The sequence below is a fragment of the Proteus sp. G2618 genome, from assembly GCF_009915995.1.
Lineage (GTDB): Bacteria > Pseudomonadota > Gammaproteobacteria > Enterobacterales > Enterobacteriaceae > Proteus > Proteus terrae.
In genome coordinates this window covers 34,832-54,673 of the sequence record NZ_JAABNI010000020.1, presented here as the reverse complement: position 1 = coordinate 54,673, position 19,842 = coordinate 34,832, and the positions used below count along the sequence as shown (strand labels likewise).

The window sequence follows — 19,842 nt, the reverse complement described above, 5'->3', positions numbered from 1 at the left end:
GGCGGGTGAGAGTGTTATGGATATTGAATCTGCTGTCTTAATCGAAAAAACAGAGACAGTTTTAACGCAATGGGATGCAACACAAGCAACATTAACTGCTTTAGGTTGTCGCCAAATGCAACGTATCACTTTGTAAAAAGTTTTAACTTATTCCTCTAAAAATCTCTCCTAAAAAAGCATCAGCATGTAAATTTTGCTGATGCTTACCAGAAAAAGTTGTAACAACCGTATCTATCTCTCATTTCTAAGCATAAAAATCATAAAAAAATAACATAAGCTGTACATATTTTTATTATTTTGTAGGATCTACAATTGTCATGTGACTAACTGCCTTACAAGAGTATTTTTCATGGAACTGGAACACGAAAGTAAACGCCCTCTCTACATCCCGTATGCAGGTCCAATCCTGCTTGAATTTCCCCTGTTAAATAAAGGTAGTGCTTTCAGCGAAGAAGAACGCAGCACCTTTAACTTACATGGTTTACTGCCTGAAGCAGTTGAAACCATCGAAGAGCAGGTTGAACGCGCTTATCGCCAATATCTTGATTTCAAAAACGATAACGATAAACATATTTACCTACGAAATATCCAAGATACCAATGAAACCCTGTTTTACCGTCTATTGGAATCTCACCTAACTGAAATGATGCCTATCATTTACACACCAACTGTAGGTGAAGCTTGTGAACATTTCTCTGATATTTATCGTCGTGCTCGTGGTTTATTTATCTCTTACCCTAACCGTGCCAATATCGACGATATGCTACAAAACGCCACGAAACAGAACGTAAAAGTCATTGTTGTAACAGATGGCGAACGCATTCTTGGTCTAGGTGACCAAGGTATCGGTGGTATGGGTATTCCTATCGGTAAACTCTCTTTATATACCGCGTGTGGTGGTATTAGCCCAGCGTACACACTGCCTGTTGTACTTGATGTTGGTACTAATAACCCACAACGTCTAAACGATCCTCTGTATATGGGATGGCGTCATCCTCGCATTACAGGTGATGAATATAACGAGTTTGTTGATGAGTTTATTCAAGCTGTTAAACGTCGCTGGCCAAATGTTTTACTGCAATTCGAAGATTTCGCACAAAAAAATGCGATGCCTTTATTAAACCGTTATCGTGATGAGCTATGTTGCTTTAACGATGATATTCAAGGTACAGCGTCTGTTACTTTAGGTAGCTTAATTGCAGCAAGTCGTGCTGCTGGCCGCCAATTAAAAGACCAAACTGTCACTTTCTTAGGCGCAGGCTCTGCAGGTTGTGGTATTGCTGAGCAAATCATTGCCCAAATGAAATCTGAAGGTTTAAGTGATGAGCAAGCGCGTGAACGTATCTTTATGGTTGACCGTTTTGGCTTATTAACAGACAAACTACCAAATCTACTTGATTTCCAAAGTAAACTTATCCAAAAAAGCGAAACTATTGCTGATTGGGAAACCGAAAGCGATGCAATTTCACTGTTAGAAGTGGTTAAGAATGCAAAACCGACTATTTTGATTGGTGTTTCAGGACAAGCAGGTTTATTCACTGAAGAAATTATTCGTGAAATGCACAAACACTGTGAACGCCCTATCGTAATGCCATTATCTAACCCAACTTCTCGTGTAGAAGCACGTCCTGAAGATATTATCAACTGGACTGATGGACAAGCTTTAGTCGCAACGGGTAGCCCATTTGCACCAGTTAAATACAAAGATAAAGAGTATCCAATTGCACAATGCAACAACTCTTATATTTTCCCAGGTATTGGACTAGGTGTTATCGCATGTGGTGCAAAACGTGTTACTGATGCCATGTTAATGGTTGCAAGCCGTGCATTAGCAGATTGCTCACCAATGGCAAAAGATGGTGATGGTTCTCTGTTACCTTTACTGGCTGATATTCAGCAAGTTTCGCGTTATATTGCAAAACAAGTTGCAAAAGAAGCTCAAGTACAAGGTGTTGCTACCGTAACTTCTGATTCAGCATTAGAAGAAGCTATTGAACGTAACTATTGGTCACCAGAGTACCGTATTTACAAAAGAACCTCGTTCTAAGTAGCTTGAAACACTAAGTACCATTCTGAAAAGCGCGTCATTACTTAATATGAAGCGCTTTTTTCTTGCTTCCCTATCTCCGCTCAAGTAGCCTTAAGTATTATGAAAGTCATTCATTATTTGCGTCATTAAGGCAAGGAAATGCTAAAACGCCTCATTTATCTCTTTCTCACACTTTTTATTCTGCTTGCAGTCACCTTGATTGCCTGCGATCGCTGGATCGGGTGGAAAACCAATCCTTATATCTTTGAAGATGTGGATACGTTGCCCGCTAAAAAAGTGGGCATGGTATTAGGTACATCTAAGTACTATACCAGTGGTTATATAAATCAGTTTTATCAATACCGCATCCAAGGCGCTGTTAATGCTTATAATAGTGGCAAAATTCAGTATTTATTACTCAGCGGTGATAATGCCAAGCACAGCTATAATGAACCGAATACGATGCGTAAAGATCTCATTAAAGCAGGTATTCCGGCCTCTCGTATTGTGATGGATTTTGCTGGCTTCAGAACACTTGATTCAGTAGTACGAACAAAAGAGGTATTTGGTACAGATGGATTTACTATTATCACTCAGCGTTTTCACTGTGAACGAGCCGTTTTTATCGCATTAGAAAAAGGAATTGACGCACAATGCTTTGCGGTTGCATCCCCTAAAAGCATGTTTAAAGTACGTGTACGCGAAGTATTTGCCAGAGCAGGCGCAATGATTGATGTGTATATTCTAAACCGTGAGCCACGCTTTTTAGGGCCACCAGAAACTATTCCTGCAATACAATCTATTCCAGAAGGTATTAAAGGTTATCCTGCGGTTTCACCAGAGGAAGTTGAATCACTTCCTCTGAACGAAAATAATCATGAAAAAACCTAAAAGAATTGTGCTAATTTTGAGGCTGATTTACGCCAGATCCACTCTATAGGCCCTTGTGGGAAATAACGTAACCAAATCACAGCAAAAGTAATATTGATTGCCCAAATGGCCGCAACAAAAGGCATCAATTCCGGTAGAGTAAATTGATTAAATAGCCCCATACGCTGAAATAAATAAATCCCGATAAGGCTTTGCATTAAATAGGTTGTTAACGCCATTTTGCCGACACAACGTAAAGCATAGGCAAAATAAGAATGTTGAATAATATCCCAACTCCAATAAAACAGCGCAATATACCCCAAACTTTGCATCACTTGGATCAGCATGGTTAAAGGTTGTGCCAAAATAGCTGCCCAGCGGTAATCCCAATCAAGGTAATAATCCACCAGCACAATAGCTGTTTGTAAGCTTAAACTGATTGTGAGGAAATAAAGTGCCACATGACCATAATGAGCGCGACTAAATTTCTGCTGTAACCAACCCGACGCCATTAATGCAGAGCCCATCAACATCGCACCAAACAAAAACCAACTGTATTGACGTACTAGATTAAAAACAAAAAGACTTAGCTCATTCAAACGATAATAAACACTATTTAAATAAGGCCCTGTTTTCCAATCTGATTCAGCCAATTGAGAATATGACGTGCTGTACCAAACGGTATCAATAAAATCACGATAATAGTAAAACAACGCACCTAAAATAAGTGCGCCACAAAAATAGAGTATTATTCCCAATATAAACTGGTGTTTTGTCGCTATTGATTTAATAAACGCAAAAACAAATAAACCACATATACTATATGGTAATAAAATATCACCTTCCCAAATAAATAGTGTGTGAATAAGGCCAATCAAGGCCAGCACAACTAACCGCGATATATTAAAACGCGCTCCTTTATGCAAAAGGAGATAAAGCGTACCACCAAATAGCAAGGCAAAAATAAAGAGGAATTTTCCTTGAGCAAACAGATTTAATGCCATCCATGTTATACGATCACCAAAAGAGGCTTCTCCCGAATGTAATGGGTTAAATGAAGCCACTCTTAATAATGCAAAACCTGAAATATTGAGCAATAAAATGCCAAGGATCGCCATTCCTCTCAACGCATCGAGAGCTTCGATACGTTGATGGGACGATTTATTCATTTTTATTTAAAATCTCAAAGATGACGAACAGCGCGCAAAAACTCCTGACGCGTATTTTGACTCGATTTAAATAACCCACCTAACGAGGTAGTTGTTGTTGCACTAGTTGCATCACGAATACCACGAGCCTTAACACAGTAGTGAACCGCATCAATAGAAACAGCCACATTTTTTGTGCCTAGTAACGTTTGTAATGCGATAAGAATTTGCTGTGTTAAGCGTTCTTGAACTTGAGGGCGTTGAGCAAAGAATTGCACAATACGATTGATTTTAGATAACCCAATCACTTTATCTTTCGGGATATAAGCCACAATCGCTTTACCATCAATGGTAACAAAGTGATGTTCGCAAGTACTTGTTAATGTGATATCTCGTACTGTCACCATTTCATCAACTTGCATTTTATTTTCAATTAGCGTGATTTTTGGGAAGTTGTGGTAATCCAGCCCTGAGAAAATTTCATCAACATACATTTTAGCGATACGACGAGGTGTTTCAGCTAAACTATCGTCGCTCAAATCCAGATTTAACAGCTTCATCACTTCTGTCATATGATGTTCAATTTGCTGTTTACTCTCACTTGGAGAGAGTTTGGGTTCACGAAGAGGCGTTTCCAAACCGCGTTCAACTAACGCAGCATGCACCCATTGCGCCTCTTTACTTAATGATGACATTGGACTCTCCGATAAACACATTAATTAAGTAGCTGTTATCACACTTAGCAACAACAGCCTACACTTTAGATGACCTCAATCACATTATCCAGCGATACCGCATTTTTCGTTATGAAATTATTGCATTTTTGTATGAACTATTTTTAGCTTGCGGATGCTCTTTTTTCTTTTAAACACACCAGAAAACCACCGATTATCAACACAATAAAAGCAACATAAAGTGCAGGTTCTAATTTTCCTGTTAATGCGGTTGAAAGTGAAGAAATTACGGGGCCAACTAATTGTCCGATGGCATAAAAAGTGGTGAGTAAACCCGCCATATAACGCCCATGATCAGGCGCTAGTTCTCTGCCTCGTAAAAAAGCAAGTTGTACAGCGCACATAAGACCGCCACCAATTAAGAACGCGCCAATTGCAAGCCCTGTTATCGTCGGGATCCACTCTGCAATCAAAATACCTAATGCTTGTAACCAAAGCGTAATAGCTAAGCGTAACTGCGTATTTAGTATGTTACGCGTTAAAATGGCGATCCCGATACACAATGCAGCTGAAGCACCAAAAACAGGCCAAACAAATTGTGCAATCAAGCTACCCGGAAAACGCTCGGCTGCCATTTGAGAAAGAAATGTAGCAGGTAAAATATAGCCAAATCCGGCAAAGGTATAACCCCAAATCAGCTTTTTCATCGCTGGAGTGAGCGTTAAAGGGGCAACTTTTACTTCTTCTCTACTCATTTTCCAAGGTTTCGGAAGATGGTAGCTCACATATATGGCACAAATAAAAGCAAGAGAACCATAAATTAACCACCCTGCCATCGCACTCATTTGCCATTTCATAATTAGCACGGCGAGAATACCGCTAATAAATATACCTGCACCCGTTCCTGCATAAACAGCCACACTTAATGCAGGCCGATTAAGACGAGCCAGTAACTCATTAGCCCATGAAGCCACCAGCACTAACGTCCAACCACTTGCCCAGCCAATAAAAAAGCGCGCAATACTATGTGTAAAAGCATCATTTAAAAAAGCAGACAACAGAGTGATTATCACCGCGCCCCAAAGACCTGCCCACAAACGATATCCCACACCTTTAACGGCTTTCATCGCATCATAAGAGCCCGCGAGATAACCAAGATAATTAAATGCAGCGACAATACCCGCACTTGTTAGCGTCAATTGATATTCTGCAATCATCAATGGCACTTGAGGTGTAAATGTAAAGCGCCCTATCCCCATTGCAACCACTAAAGCAAGAAACCCACTAAAAGCGATATGAAAAGCTTGTGCTGAATGACTTTGGTGATTTGAAGTATTCATGGATATCCATTATTTTGTTTTATCATTTTAATGTGCCGCCCATTAATAACAGAACAAGCAACACATTAACCCCAGACAGTTAACATTTTTGCAATAAGAAGTTTCATTTCTTTCTATTCACAAGATGATCTCTGACATGATGATGTTCATCGTGATAGATTAGTATCATGAAATAAAACAGAACATTTCGATAGATCTTGGAGTATATGATGAGTCAATGTCACGTTAGCGGTTTATTATCTCTTGATGAAGCGCTAGAAAAACTACTTGAAAAACCGCTGGCAATTACCAATACCCTTAACATTCCATTAAATAACGCCGCAGATTATATTCTAAGTGAAGATATTACATCTCCACTGAATGTTCCGCCTTTTGATAATTCGGCAATGGATGGTTATGGACTTCGTTACACTGACTTAGAAGCTCAAACTCCACTTCCTGTTGCTGGTAAATCGTTCGCAGGTATTCCTTTTGAGGGAGAACTCCCTGCTGGGCAATGTGTACGCATTATGACAGGGGCAATGGTTCCTGCGGGTGTTGATACTGTCATAATGCAAGAAGAAGCTGAAGTGACTGAAAATGGTGTTCGTTTTCCACACCCTGCGAAAAAAGGCCAGAATATTCGCCGTATTGGTGAAGATATTAAAGAAAATGACATTGTATTACCGGCTGGCACTAAGCTTTCAACAGCGCAATTACCTTTAATCGCCTCTTTAGGTGTAGCAACAGTACAAGTTTATCGTCGTTTAAAAGTGGCTGTTTTCTCAACGGGTGATGAATTACAAACCATTGGCCAGCCATTAAAAGCGGGTCAAATTTATGATACTAACCGCTTTGCGGTACGTTTAATGCTTGAAAAATTAGGATGTGAAGTCTTAGATTTAGGGGTTATCCCTGATTCACCGGAAAAACTGCGTGAAACCTTTAAAAAGGCTGATCAAGAAGCAGATTTGGTGATCAGCAGTGGTGGTGTTTCTGTGGGTGAAGCCGATTACACCAAACAAATTCTTGATGAAATTGGTGAAATTGGTTTTTGGAAACTTGCCATTAAACCGGGAAAACCTTTTGCCTTTGGTCGATTACATAATGCATGGTTCTGCGGCTTACCGGGTAACCCAGTGTCAGCGACCGTGACATTCTATCAATTGGTTCAGCCTTTAATTGCACGTCTATCAGGCTTTAGCCATTGGAAAGCTCCGCAACGTTTCCAAGCCATTGCACAATCACCATTGAAAAAATCAGCAGGTCGCCTTGATTTTCAACGTGGTATTGCAAGTATTAATACAGAAGGTGTATGGCAAGTAGATACCTCTGGTCATCAAGGCTCACACGTTTATAGCTCCTTTAGTGTCGCTAATTGCTTTATCGTTTTAGAGCGTGAACGCGGTAAAGTTGCAGCTGGTGAAACTGTTACTATTGAGCTATTTAATTCTCTATTAAAAAGTGAATAGCCTTTATGAGTATTGAATTAACCGATGAAGAAACGCTACGCTACAATCGCCAAATTGTATTAAGGGGTTTTGATTTTGACGGACAAGAGGCGCTGAAAAGTGCCTCAGTATTGATTGTTGGTGCAGGTGGCTTAGGGTGTAGTGCCTCACAATATCTTACAGCTGCAGGTGTAGGAAAACTCACATTATTAGATTTTGATACGGTTTCCCTTTCTAATCTTCAGCGCCAAATTCTTCATCGAGACGCCACGATTGGTCAACCTAAAGTGCTATCTGCAAAAGCGACATTAGAAGCAATTAATCCTCATGTCACGATAGAAACCGTCGATGCATTACTTGAAGATGAGGCTTTAGCAGAGCTTATTAGCCAACATAATATTGTTATGGATTGTACTGATAATGTGACAGTACGCGAGCAACTTAATCGTCTCTGCTTTCATCAGAAAAAGCCCCTTGTTTCTGGTGCAGCCATTCGAATGGAAGGCCAAATCAGTGTATTCACCTACCAAGATGACGAGCCTTGCTACCGCTGTTTAAGCCATCTTTTTGGTGATAATGCGTTAAGTTGTGTTGAAGCTGGTATAATGGCGCCTGTTGTGGGTACAATTGGCACATTACAAGCAATTGAAGCCATTAAATTACTCACCGGTTATGGTGAAAACCTACATGGTAAGGTATTGATGTTTGATGCCATGCGTATGCAATTTCGTGAATTCAGATTACCTAAAAATCCGCATTGTGAAGTGTGTTCTGCCAAATCACCAGATAACTAACCACTTTCTATCTTAAATAAGGTAAGTCTAACTTCTTTAAACTTACCTTATCACCTTTTAAAGAGAGAGGTATTAATCTGTTTTTTAAGCATTTTAATTGCCCTCTAAGTCGTATTTTTCGTTAAGTCGATGTAATAAGCTTGTAGTATTCACTCTGATTTAATTCTACTATGACCACCCGCGTCAAAACGCAACAGGATGCCCTATAAGCAGAATCATCATTTAAGCACGCGTTTTATGTGCTTAAAAAGCAATACAAGGTAGAAGAATGACATTTCAAATTGCAGACACTCTCTATTACAACGGGCTTATTTATACTGCTGATCATAATAACAATATTGTTGATGCTATCGCGATCAGCCAAGGTGTAATTATTGCTTCTGGTAAAAAAGAGGGGTTACTTTCTTACTGTAATGAAAATACTGAGCAGATTGATTTACAGGGAAGAATGGTCATGCCGGGCATTATTGATGCACATATGCACCCATTTTGGGGTGGCGCAACATTAGCGGGTTGCCATCTTGATTATCAATCGCTCTCTATCGATGACATTTTATTGCGTATTCAGAAATACCTTGATGAAAACTTTATTGATGGTGATACCGAATGGTTAAAAGTCTCCGCATGGTATCGTGAAGGTATGCAACCTGAAGGCGTGCAAATGACACGTTATCACCTTGATACCCTAAATACGACTCGCCCTATTTTGCTCTTTTCTAGCGATTGTCATAGTGTTCTTGCTAATTCTCGCGCTTTAGAGTTGTTAAATATCACCGCTGAAACGCCCGATCCACCAGATGGAAATATTGAACGTGATTGTGATAGAACACCTATTGGTATTCTTGAAGATGCGCCAGCAATGCAAGCCATTGACAAGTTACCGCCACTAACTGAAGCACAAAACCTGCAAATAGCCCGTCATGTTCAAAAATTATTAAATGAACAAGGTGTAACCACTATCATGGATGCGCGTGTAGGCGAGCCTCAATTACGCGCCTTTAATGCATTAAGAAAAGCAGGCGAGCTGACTCTTCGCGTAGAGAATGCCGTTGAAATCACGCCGGATGATGTACCTTGTATTGAAGATATTCCAAACGCTGTACACCATGCTGCCACTCGTTTTTCACAATGGCATCAAATCAGCGAAAATGCTCAACCTAGTGTTGCGATCCGCCACATCAAGCTTTTCCTTGATGGTGTATTGCAAGCGCCGATTATGACAGCACGCTTACACTCACCTTATCGTATCAATGTTGGCACCGATGACACGCCACACTGGCAAGATTCTGATCATATTGGCGATCTCTATTTTCCACCTGAAATTTTAACGCCGCTAGTCACCGAAATTGCCCGTGCTGGTTATCACCCTCATATTCATACTGTTGCTGAAGGTGCAATTAGTACGGCTCTTAATGCCATTAGTGCGATGCGTGAAGCCTTACCTGAAAAAGACATAAGACCAGGGCTTGCTCATAATGAATTGATGTGTAAAAAAGATTACGCTCGTTTTACACAACTAAAAACCTACCCTTTTCTCTCCTTCCAATGGGCGGTAGCAGAACAGAGCAATATCGAAAAAGATATTGAAATGCTGGGTAAATCTCGCTGTGACTATTTAGAGACTGCTGGCAAATTTATTGATGCTGGCGTTACCGTCGCTTTTGGTAGCGATTGGCCGATTGATCCACTTAATGAATGGTACGATTTTAAAGTCGCAATGACTCGCCAAAAAGATGCAGCAAGTCCTCGTCTTGATAATGATCGTAACCTAACATTAATTGAAGTCCTACGCGCAGCCACTATTAATGCAGCTCAAGCATTGGATATGGATAGACAAATTGGATCATTAGAAGTCGGAAAATTTGCCGATTTTATTGTATTAGATAGAAACCTGTTTGAAATATCGGCAGAAGATGTTGAAAATGTCAGGGTATTGTGTACGATCATTGCGGGGAAACCCACAATTTAGCTGAATAATATAAGTAATAAACCCGCTTTAAGCGGGTTTATTTTTATCTACGCACTTAATCTTATGAGAATTAACGTAAATTGGATCTGCTATAAAGCAATCCCCATTACTGTGCTCACTTCTTTTAATCCTTCACGCTCGTAAAAACGTTTAGCCGCACTATTTTCAGCTAATACAGATAACTCAAGATGCGTCATTCTTTCTGATTTAGCCCACTCTTTCATCGCTGTTAATAATAAACTGCCTGTGCCTTGGCTACGTACAGAAGGATCGACAACAATATCATAAATATAAGCATATTTACGCTGAACCAAGCAGTTAAACATTGGTGTTTCTTGAATTTGCGCCATGCTAAATCCAACTACTTTACCGTCTAAATCTGCCACTAAAAGATGAAACTTATCATTTTTTACTCCATTAATAATAAAAGCTTCATCTTGCTTACCCGGTTTTAAACGATCAGGTTGTAAATTCGCCATTTCATTAAATAAATAAGTGTAAAGCGTATTAATTTCTTCTACATCAGACAAAATTGCTTTTCTTATTATTATCATTTTTTACCTTTATTTGTTGTAGGTTTTTACAGGGGGGGCAATATATGTTTCAAATTTATCTAATAATTGAATAGGACATTGTTCTACAATCGCCATATTCCGATATTTTTCATGTAAGAATTGTTCATCCGCCATTTTATCAATCATCATTAATAATGGAGAATAGAACTGATTGATATTAAGCAAGCCTAAAGGTTTTTGATGTAATCCAATTTGGCTCCATGTAAAGACTTCACTAAACTCCTCTAATGTACCAAAGCCACCGGGTAAAGCGACAAAACCTTCAGCTAATTCAATCATTTTACTTTTACGCTGATGCATGGTCTCAACAATATGCAGTTCAGTCAGATTTTTATGAGATATTTCACGCCCTTCTAATAGCGTAGGAATAACGCCAATCACCTTTCCGCCTTCAGCTAATACTGTATCGGCGAGTGTACCCATAATTCCTACACTTGCACCACCATAAATTAAGGTGATATTACGTTTAACCAGCTCTTTGGCAAAAATAATTGCTTGTTCTTTATAAATAGGTGAAGCCCCTAAACTAGAACCACAATACACAGCGATAGATTTTATTTTATTCATTTTTTATTCTCTTTTAGCTAGTTAAAACGAGCTTGGAATTATACTGAAGGTACTTTTAATAAAAAAGGTTAAAAAAAGTGTTTTTACGCTTTTTATTGCACATATATATTTAATCATTATCACCCCTTATATTTATAAGAAGCTGTTTTTTATTTTATTAAAAATAAATTAATTCTTAATAAAGCTAATTTAACTCAATAAATTTAAAATAAAAAATATTTATTAATGAATAACTATATTAAAACAGATAGTTTTAATTTATATTATGCGATCCTTTGTTATCTGCTAACAAAGACACATACGATTGATTATTGACGAGGTTTTATAGGATGTTGTCAGCCAGACACTCAGCTAAATTACAGGTGTTTTACCCTGTGCTTCTTTTGCTTCTCTCCATGCTTTCAATTCAAAGTGGCGCATCCCTTGCTAAAAGCCTATTTCCTGTTATTGGTGCCCCCGCAGTAACGGCGTTACGCCTGTTATTGGGTACTTTGATCCTCTTTTTTATTTTTAAACCGTGGCGACTTAAGTTTTCTCGAGAATCAATTATGCCACTGTTTTTATATGGTTTATCTTTAGGGATGATGAATTACCTTTTCTACCTCGCCCTTGAAACCATTCCTTTAGGTATTGCGGTTGCCCTTGAATTTACAGGCCCTTTAGCTGTTGCTATGTTTTCATCGCGCAGAGCCATCGACTTTTTATGGATAATTTTAGTCATTGCAGGTTTAGGATTATTGCTACCTATTGGCGATAATATTCATGGATTAGATCCTCTAGGTATCCTTTATGCACTGGGTGCCGGTGTAGGTTGGGCGTTATATATTGTATTCGGACAACGTGCAGGTAAAGGTTACGGCGCGGCAACGGTTTCTATTGGCTCGTTAGTTGCGGCTTTTATTTTCGTTCCTATTGGTATGTTACAAAGTAGCCCAGATATTATGTTTAGCTGGTCAATTTTACCTGTTGCACTAGCTATTGCGATTCTATCAACCGCTTTCCCTTACACTTTAGAAATGATTGCTCTTACACGTTTACCCGCTAAAACGTTCGGGACTTTAATGAGCTTAGAACCTTGTATGGGTGCCTTTATTGGTATTATTTTCTTACACGAACATTTGACGTTAATACAATGGGTTGCCCTCGCCTTTATTGTGTTAGCTTCAATTGGTTCAACGGCAACCATAAAAAGCAAAACCAAAATTGAAGAGGTTAAATAATTATTTAACCGTATTTATAAGAAATAAATATTTATTTAAAAAGGATCTTATGATCCTTTTTACTTATTAAGTAATAACTTTACTGGCCTATCATTGCTATTTTGTACGTATTGTCTTACCCTAAATAGGTTATTTCGATAGATTAGATTTTTTTAATAGATGACCTATCAATTTAATAGTATCAATCGATAAGACTAACCATTAATAATTTACTATCATAATTAACAGAAATTAAGATATTGAGTTATTAATTATTTAGGGAGAACGATTATGAGTACTGCTAAATTAGTCAAATCCACACCTTCAACTCTGCTTTATACCCGTAATAACCTTGATGACAGCGTAAAACTACATGCTATAGAGTTATTGCAACAGATGGTGACGCAGTTTATCGACCTATCTCTCATCACAAAACAAGCGCACTGGAATATGCGTGGCAGAAACTTTATTTCTGTCCATGAGATGGTTGACGGTTTCCGCGATACCATTAATCAGCATACTGATGAGTTTGCAGAGCGTGTTGTTCAATTAGGTGGCACTGTATTAGGTACTGCACAAGTGGTGAGTAAGAAAACACCATTAAAGGCTTATCCTCTGGATATTCATGATGTACAAGATCACTTAAAAGCACTTGCTGATCGTTATGCTGCCGTTGCAAATGATATTCGTAAAGCTATTGACGAAGTTGAAGACGAAGATACCGCAGATATGTTTACCGCAGCATCGCGTGATCTTGATAAATTCTTATGGTTTATTGAAGCCAATATTGAGAATTAATTCGTAATAACATATTGAAATTATGTCGTTAAAAGGCTACCTCTCTTTCTCTAGGTAGTCTTTTTTTATTTATCTTTCTCTTTAGGCATCTCTGGTTGATAAATAGGGAAAATAGGTAACGCGGTTAATAAACGCGAACCATAGTTTTTTGTTAGCAAGCGTCTGTCATAAATCACTATTTCACCGTGACAATGATGACTACGAATAAGACGCCCAACCTGCTGAATTAAATTAAACGATGCACTCGGTAAACTCTGCACTTCAAAAGGATAACGTTTTAGCGATTTAAGCCACTCTCCTTCTGTCACAATCACGGGATCTGTCACAGGCGGAAAAGCAATTTTATGAATATGCACCTGCGTTAAATAATCCCCTTTTAAATCGAGCCCTTCTGCAAAAGATTGCAAACCTATCAACACGCTATTATCACCCGCATCAATACGCTTGCAATGTGTTTCGACTAATCGATAGCGTGGCTGATCGCCTTGCACTAATAAGCACAAACGTAAATCTTTCACTTCTTCTAAAAAGCCTTCCATTGCTCGCTGGCTACTAAATAAAACTAATTGGCCTCTGTGGTTATTCTCTTCCATACTGTGTCGAAAATAACGCGCCATCTCTTTTAAATGTTCACGTTCATGGCTCATGGTCGGTTCATAACGCATTTTAGGAATAACTAATCTACCTTGCTCTTTATGTTCAAAAGGCGAAGACAATGTAATAAAGCGATCATCAAAATGCTCACTTAAGCCTGTTAATTCTTGAATACGAGAATAGCTATTTAATGAGCGTAATGTCGCAGAAGTAATAACCACATGTGGGATATTTTTCCATAACAATTGCGTCAGTTGTTCGCTAACACGAATGCCAGCACAATGAAAATAGAGATGAGACTGCTTTTTATCGTAACGGCGCGTTAACCATTTGGATACTGGCGCTTTTGAGGTTTGCTCTAATGTGGCTAAGCGCCACAGTTTTGCCATATTTTCTAAATAACCCACCATTCTACTGGTCGTTAAAATAGCACGATGTAAACGTACAACATCTTCTTTTGCAGTACGCTCTGTTAAATCATTTAAAATGGCTTCGCCCAACATTTTTAAACCATCTGTTAGCTTAAATAATGTCTGGCAACTTAACAGAAGTTGTTCAGGCAATTCACCTAACGGGAAGAGGTATTCATCTTGCTCACTACGTTCTGGCAATAGTGCGCGTGTAAATGTATCAACCTCTTGATAAGCTTCACGCAACTTAGCGATATGGGCATCAAAACGAATAGGATCAGCCAATTTAGGCGGCCTTATCGGAATAAATTGCGCTAAATACTGGCTAACATGGCGAGTGATATTATCAAGCTGATTATTAAGAGCAACTAAGGTTATTTCCCCTTCAACTTCAAGGGCATCTCGCGCAACATCAGGAATATGGTGCCCTTCATCAAGTACCAAAAGTAGATTTTTAGCATCTGGCAACACAGATTCACTTTCCATTGCCGCCATCACTAAAGCGTGATTGGTAATAACCACATCCACTTCATCAATTTCACGGCGGGCAATAAAGAAAGGACAACGATGATAATATTGGCAATTGCGCCCTAAACAGTTCATCTTATCCGTGCTGATTTTACGCCATAAGCTATCTGTTAATGCGCGTTTATGATGATCACGCAAACCATCCCAACCAAAACTAGTGAAATCATTTTTCAGCTCTAGGCAAATTTCTCTTTCTGCACTTGTCGCCACATCAACTTTATCTTCAAGCAAAAACATAAGGTCAATTTGCTCACCTTCTGTTGCACAAATCGCATCTAAATTACGAGGGCATAAGTAACGTCCACGACCAAAAGCGCCAGTAAACGTGAGATCAGGAATGATTTTTTTAAGTAATGGTAGATCTTTGCTATAAATTTGATCTTGTAATGCCACATTGGCTGTACTGATTATCAGTGGTTTTTTCTCATCACGGCTAATAGCAATACCCGGAATAAGGTAAGAGAGTGTTTTACCCACGCCAGTTGGGGCTTCTATCACTAAATGACGTCCCATCTCATCAGAAAAAGTCTTAGCCACCTCAGCTATCATTTCACGCTGTGGCGCTCGCGGAATAAACCCTTCGATATGCTCAGGTAGGGCTTTATACCACTGACTTATTTGATTTTTAACTGATTGAGAAAGGGACATAACCACTCTGTAACTGATTTTAAGAAAGGCGCCATTGTCTCATAACACTGTATAAAAATCAGTAGTTACCTTCATTTGCTCTCCTTTTTCATCAAAGAATGGATAACATCTCGAAATTATTGAGCTTTGTTATAGATTATTAATTCAACTCTTCATAGTATGAGTATTCATTACGTAATATCTAAAATAGTCTTATAAAAAATGTGATTTATTGGTTTTATTAAACACAACACCAGTTAAGAGATACCTATAATGACTTCCGCAAAGCGCCCTATTTTTAACTTAGAACTTGATTTGCTTCGAACCTTTGTTGCTGTTGTCGATGGAAATACCTTTGCAGCGGCGGCTGAGTCTGTTTGTCGTACACAATCTGCCGTAAGCCAGCAAATGCAACGACTTGAATCGCTGATAGGCAAAGAGCTGTTTGCTCGCCAAGGACGAAACAAAACACTGACAGAAGCAGGTACACAACTGCTTAATTATGCTCGCCGTATTTTGCGTTTGAATGATGAAGCCTGTCTTTCATTGATGCATGAAGAAATTGATGGGATCTTAAAAATTGGCTCTCCAGATGATACGGCAAACACGATTTTACCTGATCTTCTTGCGCGTTTTTCTGGAGCCTATCCTCGCCTTATCATGGAAATTATTGTTAAACGTAGCCCATTTTTAATGTCTATGTTAGAAAACAACGAGCTGGATTTGGCCATTTCCACTGAAGAACATGTGGGTTATCCCAAAATTGTATTACGAGTTTCTCCCTCTTTATGGTATTGCGGAAAACACTTCCGGTTTGATCTTGATGAACCCTTACCGTTAGTTGTATTAGATGAACCCAGCACATACCGCGATATGATGATAAATCACCTTGATCAACAAGGTATTCGTTGGCGAATCGCTTATATTGCTACAACGCTTTCGGGTGCTAGAGCCGCAGTACGTGCAGGCTTAGGCATTATGGCGCGCTCAATTGAGCTTTCAGGTGATGATTTACGCATTTTAGGCGAAAAAGAAGGCTTACCGGCTTTACCTGCTATCAGTTATAACTTGTATCTCAATGCCAACAGCCCCGGAAAAGCAGCCCAAATACTGTTTGATTCATTAAAAAATGAACAAAATGAAGTGATTAATCATGCCGACATAACACTTCAACAAGAATAGAGATCCTAGAGCCCTTAAATCGTGTTGATAACCAAAGTAATAAAAGATTAAAACCATAAAACAGGACACCGATTATGACCCAATTTCATGGCATTTTTCCTTACCTTGTTTCACCAGTTGATCAAACTAAAGGTACCATCCTCGAAGCTTCATTACGTCGATTAGTCGAACATTTGATTTCGTGTGGCGTTCATGGTTTAAGTCCATTAGGTAGCACTGGTGAATACGCTTATCTCTCTCAAACACAACGCAATGAAATTGTGCGTATTACAGTTGATCAAACCGCAGGCCGAATTCCCGTTATTGCGGGTGTTGCAGGTTTTTCAACTGCAGATGCTTGTCATCAAGCTGAACAATACGCTCAATTAGGCGTCGATGGCATGGTCTTAATTTCACAAAAAATGTACCCATTAAGCGAAGCCGCACAAGCTGGTTATTTCCGAACTATCGCCGAAGCTTTTCCTGAAAAATCCATGACAATTTATACCAACCCAGGACTTTTGGGAGATGTTCTTCCTATTTCTTTATTCAATGAGCTTAGCTATATCCCGAATATTGAATATATTAAAGATGCCTCAAGCAATACAGGTCGCTTACTCACCATGATCAATACGTTTGGTGAGCGTGTTAAGATCTTTAGTGCTTCAGCTCATATTCCATTGTTGGTGTTAAAACTTGGCGGTGTAGGTTGGATGGCGGGGCCTGCTTGTGTGTTGCCAAAGCAATGTGTTGAACTGTATGAGTTAGCAACAAAAGGCGATTTTGATACAGCACTAGCAAAACAAAAAGAGATATGGCAAATCAATGAAGCGTTTACAAAGTACTCGCTCGCATCATGTATTAAAGCATCCTTAAATATTCAAGGCTTTGAAGTCGGCTCTCCTATTTTACCGCAAGAGCCTCTAAATGAAGCAGCAATGAACGATCTACGCCAAATTATTGCTCGCCTTGATTAATAAACTATTCTTATTTAGAAATAGCAAAGGCTAGATTTTTCCTATTCTGGTCTTTGTTATCTGTTTAACTCAATTTTCTCATCAAAAATACAGGTCAATACTGTACCATATTGAATAAGAATGAAATAATAACCACCGTTGTTGTAAAACTGAGCTTACCCTATCACCATAACGAGGAGAAAATATATGCTCATTTCCGTCAGTGAAATAATGGAAATATTGCCTCATCGTTATCCATTCTTATTAATTGATCGCGTTATTTCTGAGCCAGCTGAACTTGCTAGTGGCAAATTAACAGCCATTAAAAATATCACAACCAATGATACGGTTGTTTTTGGTGAGTTTTATCCACCTTTATTACTACTTGAAAGTATGGCTCAAGCTTCTGGCGTTCTTGCCCATTACTACCTTTCACCAATGGGTAAAGATCAACAATGTTATTTTGCCAGTATAAAAAATGCGCGTTTTTATGACGTGGTGAAAGCGGGCGATCAGCTACATATTGAGATCCAATTTCGCCGACAACGACGCACAATTGTTAGCTTTTCAGGTACGGTGAAAATTGGTGAGAAGGTAGTTTGTATATCTGAATTTATGTGTGCAAGACAATAAGTAAAGGATTGGTAGTTAAAACCAATCCTTTACACTAATCTTTTATACGAATCCTTTATACAATCACCTTGTTTGCATTATTTCAGCCTAACCTTCTATTTCTTTAATACGTAATAATTGTGTTATTTCTGAAATAGTGACATTGTCGAAATGCAGTATTTTTTCAACTAACTGTGCTGATTGTTCTGCTTCTATCACCAAAGATGCATTATCGTAAAACTTACTGATCACATCTTTATCTGCCATTGGATTTTTCGGATTACCGTATTGAATGTCTAATCTTTCCGTGATCTTCTCGCCATTTTTTAATGTCACGAAAATTAATCCTGGGAAATAAGTAGGAAATGGGATCTCCCCTTTTTCGGGATAACGATAACTTACACGCTTCGCTAATGACTGAATATCTTCCCGTTGTAGGTTTTCAGGTAATAATGAAGAGAGCGTTAAAGCGTTATCTAGAAAACCCGCAGCAAATAACCATGGCAAACTAAATTTAGCCCCATACGCGGTTTGAGGTACCCATTTTGTTTCAAGTGGCTCGCAAATCAAAGCAGCCGCTACTGGATCGACAACACACTCAACACTATCAATATCATCAGCCATGATCCCTTTTTTCAGCAAATTACGCCCACAATCTACAGTCGCATGAGCGAAATGGCATACCGGATAAGGCTTAATAGAAACATTTAAAAATTCCCACACATCACCTAATCCTAATGCCACTTGTTCTGGTTGTGCTTGCTCTTTAATACCATGTGTTTGATAAAGGCTATAACGACCTTCAAATATTGTGTCAGGACCTGTCATTCCGCCTTTTGCTAATGATGCTGCGATAATACCTGATTGTGCAGCCCATCCCGCATGAAAGCATTTAGAAGATGAACTGTTAGTAAGATATTCTGCCACACCTCCTGCTTGGCTTCCTGTTAGGCCTATTGCATTCACAGTTTGTTCTGGCGTTAACTTTAATAGTGAAGCGGCACAAGCTGTTGCGCCAAAAATTCCCGCAATTGCTGTGGCATGAAAACCTCGCTGATGAAATCCACTATGGCTTGCTAAGCCTACTCTTGCTGCCACTTCCCAGCCAATCACCCATGCCGTTAAAATATCTTTTGATGACGCACCAATAGACTCACCCAATGCAAAAGCAATTGGCGTTAATACCGCGCTACCATGTGCAATCGAATCAGTATGTGTATCATCAAAATCTAAGGCATGTGATGCAATACCATTTGTCAGTGCCGCCACCGTAGTGCTTGTTGTTAGCGAACTTCCCCAAATCGGAATGTTACCTTGGCTATCAGGTAAAAAAGCCACACCTTGACGACTTTGAATAGCACTTTGTTGCACACTTCCAGCAAGTGCGACACCTAATGTATCTAATAAATGAATTTTGGCTCGGCTAACAACTTGAACAGGTAAATCAGAGAAAGTGGTTGTAGTAATAAATTGGGCTAACTGCTGACTCAATGTCATAAACACCTCGGGATAGATAAGAAAAAGCCAGCAATATCACCGGCTTTTAGATAATAAGAAGATT

Annotated in this window: 17 protein-coding genes and 1 pseudogene; 11 read left to right on the top strand and 7 right to left on the bottom strand. The window is 39.0% G+C overall.

The genetic code is table 11. The features are described from left to right. The 3 genes and pseudogenes from GWJ01_RS10905 to sanA all read left to right on the top strand — a co-directional run. Positions 1 to 136, top strand: a pseudogene (locus GWJ01_RS10905) (cytidine deaminase); the annotation flags it as partial. Between the two features lie 213 nt (positions 137 to 349). Next, positions 350 to 2,047, top strand: a complete 1,698-nt coding sequence (locus GWJ01_RS10900; protein WP_088493349.1) for an NAD-dependent malic enzyme — start codon at positions 350 to 352, stop codon at positions 2,045 to 2,047. Positions 2,048 to 2,188: 141 nt separating this feature from the next. Beyond that, a complete protein-coding gene (gene sanA / locus GWJ01_RS10895) occupies positions 2,189 to 2,920 on the top strand; it encodes an outer membrane permeability protein SanA (protein WP_109393505.1) in 732 nt (243 codons plus the stop codon). Here sanA and yeiB read toward each other — a convergent pair. The 3 genes from yeiB to GWJ01_RS10880 form a co-directional block, all read right to left on the bottom strand. Then, a complete protein-coding gene (yeiB, locus tag GWJ01_RS10890; protein ID WP_109402268.1) occupies positions 2,917 to 4,068 on the bottom strand; it encodes a DUF418 domain-containing protein YeiB in 1,152 nt (383 codons plus the stop codon). The genes sanA and yeiB overlap by 4 nt on opposite strands. Positions 4,069 to 4,082: 14 nt before the next feature. Next, entirely contained in the window at positions 4,083 to 4,742 is a 660-nt protein-coding gene (gene folE, locus GWJ01_RS10885; RefSeq protein ID WP_023581251.1) for a GTP cyclohydrolase I FolE, read from the bottom strand. A gap of 143 nt (positions 4,743 to 4,885) precedes the next feature. Next, positions 4,886 to 6,061, bottom strand: a complete 1,176-nt coding sequence (locus tag GWJ01_RS10880) for a YbfB/YjiJ family MFS transporter (RefSeq protein ID WP_109402267.1) — start codon at positions 6,059 to 6,061, stop codon at positions 4,886 to 4,888. 209 nt (positions 6,062 to 6,270) lie between these two features. Here GWJ01_RS10880 and moeA point away from each other — a divergent pair, with 209 nt between their 5' ends. The 3 genes from moeA to GWJ01_RS10865 all read left to right on the top strand — a co-directional run bounded on the left by moeA (position 6,271) and on the right by GWJ01_RS10865 (position 10,254). Beyond that, complete coding sequence (moeA, locus tag GWJ01_RS10875; protein WP_109402266.1) at positions 6,271 to 7,512, top strand: molybdopterin molybdotransferase MoeA; 1,242 nt, start codon at positions 6,271 to 6,273, stop codon at positions 7,510 to 7,512. Positions 7,513 to 7,517: 5 nt separating this feature from the next. Next, positions 7,518 to 8,285 (top strand): molybdopterin-synthase adenylyltransferase MoeB, encoded by a 768-nt coding sequence (moeB, locus tag GWJ01_RS10870; protein WP_109402265.1) that lies wholly within the window; start codon positions 7,518 to 7,520, stop codon positions 8,283 to 8,285. A gap of 268 nt (positions 8,286 to 8,553) precedes the next feature. Continuing rightward, positions 8,554 to 10,254: an amidohydrolase gene (locus GWJ01_RS10865; protein ID WP_161711083.1), complete on the top strand. Its 1,701-nt coding sequence runs from the start codon at positions 8,554 to 8,556 to the stop codon at positions 10,252 to 10,254. Positions 10,255 to 10,343: 89 nt separating this feature from the next. On the opposite strand, the gene GWJ01_RS10860 is transcribed toward GWJ01_RS10865, so the two are convergent. Both GWJ01_RS10860 and GWJ01_RS10855 read right to left on the bottom strand, forming a co-directional pair. Next, complete coding sequence (locus tag GWJ01_RS10860; protein ID WP_109393499.1) at positions 10,344 to 10,808, bottom strand: GNAT family N-acetyltransferase; 465 nt, start codon at positions 10,806 to 10,808, stop codon at positions 10,344 to 10,346. Positions 10,809 to 10,817: 9 nt separating this feature from the next. Continuing rightward, positions 10,818 to 11,396: a TIGR00730 family Rossman fold protein gene (locus tag GWJ01_RS10855; protein ID WP_109402263.1), complete on the bottom strand. Its 579-nt coding sequence runs from the start codon at positions 11,394 to 11,396 to the stop codon at positions 10,818 to 10,820. 329 nt (positions 11,397 to 11,725) lie between these two features. Between GWJ01_RS10855 and rhtA the strand changes: the two genes are divergently transcribed. Both rhtA and dps read left to right on the top strand, forming a co-directional pair. After that, positions 11,726 to 12,616: a threonine/homoserine exporter RhtA gene (gene rhtA / locus GWJ01_RS10850; protein ID WP_109393497.1), complete on the top strand. Its 891-nt coding sequence runs from the start codon at positions 11,726 to 11,728 to the stop codon at positions 12,614 to 12,616. 270 nt (positions 12,617 to 12,886) lie between these two features. Next, complete coding sequence (gene dps, locus GWJ01_RS10845; protein WP_161711082.1) at positions 12,887 to 13,393, top strand: DNA starvation/stationary phase protection protein Dps; 507 nt, start codon at positions 12,887 to 12,889, stop codon at positions 13,391 to 13,393. A gap of 65 nt (positions 13,394 to 13,458) precedes the next feature. Here dps and dinG read toward each other — a convergent pair whose 3' ends face one another. Next, positions 13,459 to 15,573: an ATP-dependent DNA helicase DinG gene (dinG, locus tag GWJ01_RS10840; RefSeq protein WP_109402262.1), complete on the bottom strand. Its 2,115-nt coding sequence runs from the start codon at positions 15,571 to 15,573 to the stop codon at positions 13,459 to 13,461. 252 nt (positions 15,574 to 15,825) lie between these two features. Here dinG and GWJ01_RS10835 point away from each other — a divergent pair, with 252 nt between their 5' ends. From GWJ01_RS10835 to fabZ, 3 genes are all read left to right on the top strand, one after another. Continuing rightward, entirely contained in the window at positions 15,826 to 16,734 is a 909-nt protein-coding gene (locus tag GWJ01_RS10835) for a LysR family transcriptional regulator (protein WP_109393495.1), read from the top strand. Positions 16,735 to 16,808: 74 nt separating this feature from the next. Beyond that, positions 16,809 to 17,690, top strand: coding sequence for a dihydrodipicolinate synthase family protein (locus tag GWJ01_RS10830; protein WP_109393494.1), 882 nt, complete (start codon positions 16,809 to 16,811; stop codon positions 17,688 to 17,690). Positions 17,691 to 17,876: 186 nt separating this feature from the next. Beyond that, positions 17,877 to 18,302 carry a 3-hydroxyacyl-ACP dehydratase FabZ gene (gene fabZ / locus GWJ01_RS10825; protein WP_161711081.1) on the top strand — a complete coding sequence of 142 codons (426 nt, stop codon included), beginning with the start codon at positions 17,877 to 17,879 and terminating at the stop codon, positions 18,300 to 18,302. Between the two features lie 87 nt (positions 18,303 to 18,389). On the opposite strand, the gene GWJ01_RS10820 is transcribed toward fabZ, so the two are convergent. Continuing rightward, entirely contained in the window at positions 18,390 to 19,778 is a 1,389-nt protein-coding gene (locus GWJ01_RS10820; protein WP_161711080.1) for an MmgE/PrpD family protein, read from the bottom strand. Positions 19,779 to 19,842: the final 64 nt, after the last annotated feature.